Source organism: Deltaproteobacteria bacterium CG11_big_fil_rev_8_21_14_0_20_49_13, assembly GCA_002796305.1.
In the GTDB taxonomy this organism is placed as follows: Bacteria; UBA10199; UBA10199.
Window position 1 is genome coordinate 1 of record PCWZ01000051.1, and the last position, 3660, is coordinate 3660.

Sequence of the window (3660 nt, forward strand, 5' to 3'; positions counted from 1 at the left end):
CCTAAAGATCTTAACCCCCCGTTCCCGCAGTCGTTCTAAAACCTGCTTATTAGGAAATCCGTAGCGATTGTTCCTGCCGCATTGAATGACGGCATATTCAGGTCTGAAGGCGTTCAGGAGAGTTTCGGTGGTAGAAGTTGCAGAGCCGTGGTGGGAAATCTGCAAGACAGTTATCTGTGATCGGTAATCGATGATCAGTGTTTTTGATAGAAATTTTTCGGCATCTTCTTCGATATCGCCGGTTAGAAGAAATGAAATGTCACCGTAGGTTATCTTTGTGACGAGGGAGGCGTTGTTAAGGTTGTCGCCGGCAGATCTGGTATTAAAGAACTCTACGTTCTCATCCTTCGACCATCTCCCGCCAAAGGACCGGCGGGCAGGCAGGATGAACGGCACATCGGCCCTGTCTATCCGTTCGACAAATCCCTGCCAATCGGAAAGAACTTCACTATCCTCATCGCTCCAATCATCTTCGTTAGAGGGAGATGGTGCGATACCGTTCCAAATGATCGCCTCGGGAGAGAATTCTTCTGCAAGGTACGCAAGCCCTTTGTAATGATCAAGATGGGCGTGGGTAAGAACGAGCCGGTCAATATGCGTTATTCCTTCGTGCCATAAGTATGGTGCTATGACCATCTTCCCGATATCGAAGCTACTGCTTACTGTACCTCCCCCATCTATCACCATCACTTTTCCGGTTGGGAGATTCACAACTATTGAACTCCCCTGCCCCACATCCAGGAACGTGACCTTAAGTCCCTTAAAGAACCAGTTGTGCTGGATGGCGAAGCTTGAAAGGATGACGGCAAAACAGACGAAAACTGCTGTCATTCTGAACGCCGGAGACGTGAAGAATCTCCTTAACTTAGTTGCGGGATGACAGACAAGTAGAATAAACCCGTAGAATGCAACTACCGCAACCCATGGAGGAGTGACCGCTAATGTCAAAGGTCTTGAAAATGACGAGGCAATAGAGGCGGTCTTTACGAGCGGTATCAACATGTGGCTCCAAAGTTCAGCAAAATAACCGCCGGATAGGCTTACAATAAGGCTTAACGGGGTAATAATAAACCCGGCCCATGGAACGGCGATGACGTTGGCTAATATTCCTATCAATGATGAATAGTGAAAATAATATGACAAGAGCGGAGTAACTCCTATCGTTGCCGCAACGGATACCGCCGCAGTTTCCAGAGCATATCTCTTTGCCTTCGTGAAAAAGATCTCGTTGGGTGCGGGCCTTAAGCAGGAAAAGCGTTCAACAAGTCTTGGATAGATAATGGCAATGGCAAGCACCGCAACGAACGAAAGCTGGAACGAGACATCAAAGATGGCGTATGGCGAAGCTGCGATTATAATAAGCGCCGCCAGAGCGAGCGACGTGAATATATCCTGTCTTCGGTCGAGTATGATGCCTGCAAGATATACCGTTGCAATAATTGCGGCCCTGATCACAGAGACCTCGGCACCGGTCAAGTAGGCATAGAACCACACCCCTAAAATTGTAAAGGCCGCCGAAGGCTTTAAAATATTTATCTTCAGCGCAAATCCAGGCACGAGAATAAAGATCCATTTGAAAACAAAGAAAAGTGCCATGGCGATAAAGGCAACGTGAAGGCCCGAGATGACCAGAAGATGCATGAGCCCAGACCTTCTGAAATCATCTTTGACGTTTTCGGTTATAGAACTTCCATCGCCTATTAAAAGAGCCTTTGCCACGCCTCTGATATCATCATCTTTAATGACCGGGAGAGACTCCGAAATGTGCTCACGAAGCCGTTCTATGAACTTTCTTATGTGATGACCCTTGACGGCTCCTATTACCGTTATCCACTTTGGATCGCCAATATAGCCGAGATGATCTATTCCGCGGGCCTTGCAGTATCTTGTATAATTGAAGCCGCCCGGGTTGTTGAAATCTGTCGGAAGTCTCAAGCGGGTCTTGAAGCGGATGATAGAGGCAAATGAAAAATGAGGCCCCCCTTCGGTAGTTGTGAGTTGAACGCGGCCGAACGCCGGTCTCAAGAATTCACCATCTTTACATCCCTGAAGACGGACATATAATTTTACTTTTCCTTCTTCATCGTAAACAGGTGATGAATCTATATAACCCTGGCAGATGTCATCCCCGCGAAAGCGCCCGCCCGCCGGCAGTACAGAGGAAGGCCCTAGATCGTTTACACGAGAGCCCTGCTTTTGCAGGGATGACAATGATGGAATGAAATAACTATAAAGCGCTATGACCGCTACTAGGAGGCAGACACAGAACATCAACGGGCGCTTGATTAAGGGCATCGTCTACCTCGCAATAGAGCGTCTTTACAATATGGTTGATACGCTCGTATTGAGAGCTACCGTTTTTGTTCACTAAAATCAAGGCAAGCTTTGATTTGAGGCCGGAGAGAAACTTTCTGGCCTTATCTGTCGGTCTGATATGATACAGGGCAAGTATCGCCCTAACATTTATGTTGTTAACAAGATATCCGCCGTCGCCCCACGATATCCTAATACCGCCGGTCTTTTCGTCGTAGATGCGCTTCATGTTGAAAAGTATCCTGTCCTGAACCGATTCCGCCCTTGCGACGAACTTTTGATATGAGGCGTTATCCTTCTTCCAGACAACGTCTTTGTATTCTGAAATGGCATCGGAAACCGCCGATTGGAAGCCTACGTCATCTCTGGATTCGTCAAGGAGCACTTCGATATCTTCATCATTCAAATAGATATGACCGTCTCTGTAATTCCACTTTTCAGACGAATTTCTGTCAAAAGTTAGCTGATGATCAAGCGGAAGGTCTTTGGAATTGGTGCTTTTAGATGAACCGCGAGAGACATCTACCTTTCTCAATCTCTCCCTTATGTTGCTGATTACGCTCATCTTTTCCTCTCCACTCTTAACTTACACACTTAAGCGCTTCGCACTTGCGCCGACTTATACTTATCGGCTAGAAGACCCCCTAAAGTTGCTACATATTCATTAAAAAGTAATTTCCCCTGCTCATCATCCTCCAAGACCTCCTGTGCCGATTTTAGGGCCCTTACCTGTTCCGGCGACAAGACCATCTTGAGGATGTTGTGGCCGCGAAAGAAGATCTCCTTTTTGGACCTGTCAAAATGGATGGATGCCACCTCTTTATCCAATATGAACGTGTAGGTAAAACGGTCCCTGTATACCGCCAGCATACTATCTGCCGGTCTTCCCATCCGCTGTTTGACGGGATGTGCCACACCGCCGGTCTTCTTTATCCTTTCAAGCGGAGATTCCCTGCCTTTAGCCTCTTCATTCATCAACCTCTCTCCATTTGGTTCATGAATATTTTTCATATGACCCCCACCCCTTGTTATCCCTCTCGCCTTCAAACAATGGTTTTGCATATGCCATGCCAACTTTTAACGATCCTCACAATTGTAACTTGTTGTATTTATTGTGGTTAATTTGTGTCGGGTAAAAAACGTATTATCATCTTGGGAATTTTTTGTTTTTTTATCATTTTAAACGGTCAATTATTTGACGTTCAAAATGAGGCTGTTGATTTTCTGTGTCTTTCCCGCGAAAGCGGAAATATCGAGCGGTTAAAATATGGTGTTTTAACTTTTGGTTGGGAGCATTTTTGTTAAAAACCATAAGTATTTCTAGCTTTTTATTTCGCACTTCGTACG

Annotated in this window: 3 protein-coding genes; all 3 read right to left on the reverse strand. The window is 46.1% G+C overall.

Annotation, left to right across the window (positions count from 1 at the left end; all coding sequences use genetic code 11):
* The coding region (locus tag COV46_05005; protein PIR17247.1) for a DNA internalization-related competence protein ComEC/Rec2 at positions 1–2211 on the reverse strand (2211 nt) is incomplete at its 3' end.
* A 16-nt stretch (positions 2212–2227) separates the two neighbouring features.
* Positions 2228–2878 carry a hypothetical protein gene (locus COV46_05010; GenBank protein ID PIR17248.1) on the reverse strand — a complete coding sequence of 217 codons (651 nt, stop codon included), beginning with the start codon at positions 2876–2878 and terminating at the stop codon, positions 2228–2230.
* Between the two features lie 29 nt (positions 2879–2907).
* Positions 2908–3324 carry a hypothetical protein gene (locus COV46_05015; protein ID PIR17249.1) on the reverse strand — a complete coding sequence of 139 codons (417 nt, stop codon included), beginning with the start codon at positions 3322–3324 and terminating at the stop codon, positions 2908–2910.
* Between the last annotated feature and the right edge of the window lie 336 nt (positions 3325–3660).

What these genes read in the sequence shown, in the direction of transcription:
- COV46_05010 (PIR17248.1), bottom strand. Translation starts at nt 2,878, where the DNA reads ATGAGCGTAATCAGCAACATAAGGGAGAGATTGAGAAAGGTAGATGTC.
- COV46_05015 (PIR17249.1), bottom strand. Translation starts at nt 3,324, where the DNA reads ATGAAAAATATTCATGAACCAAATGGAGAGAGGTTGATGAATGAAGAG.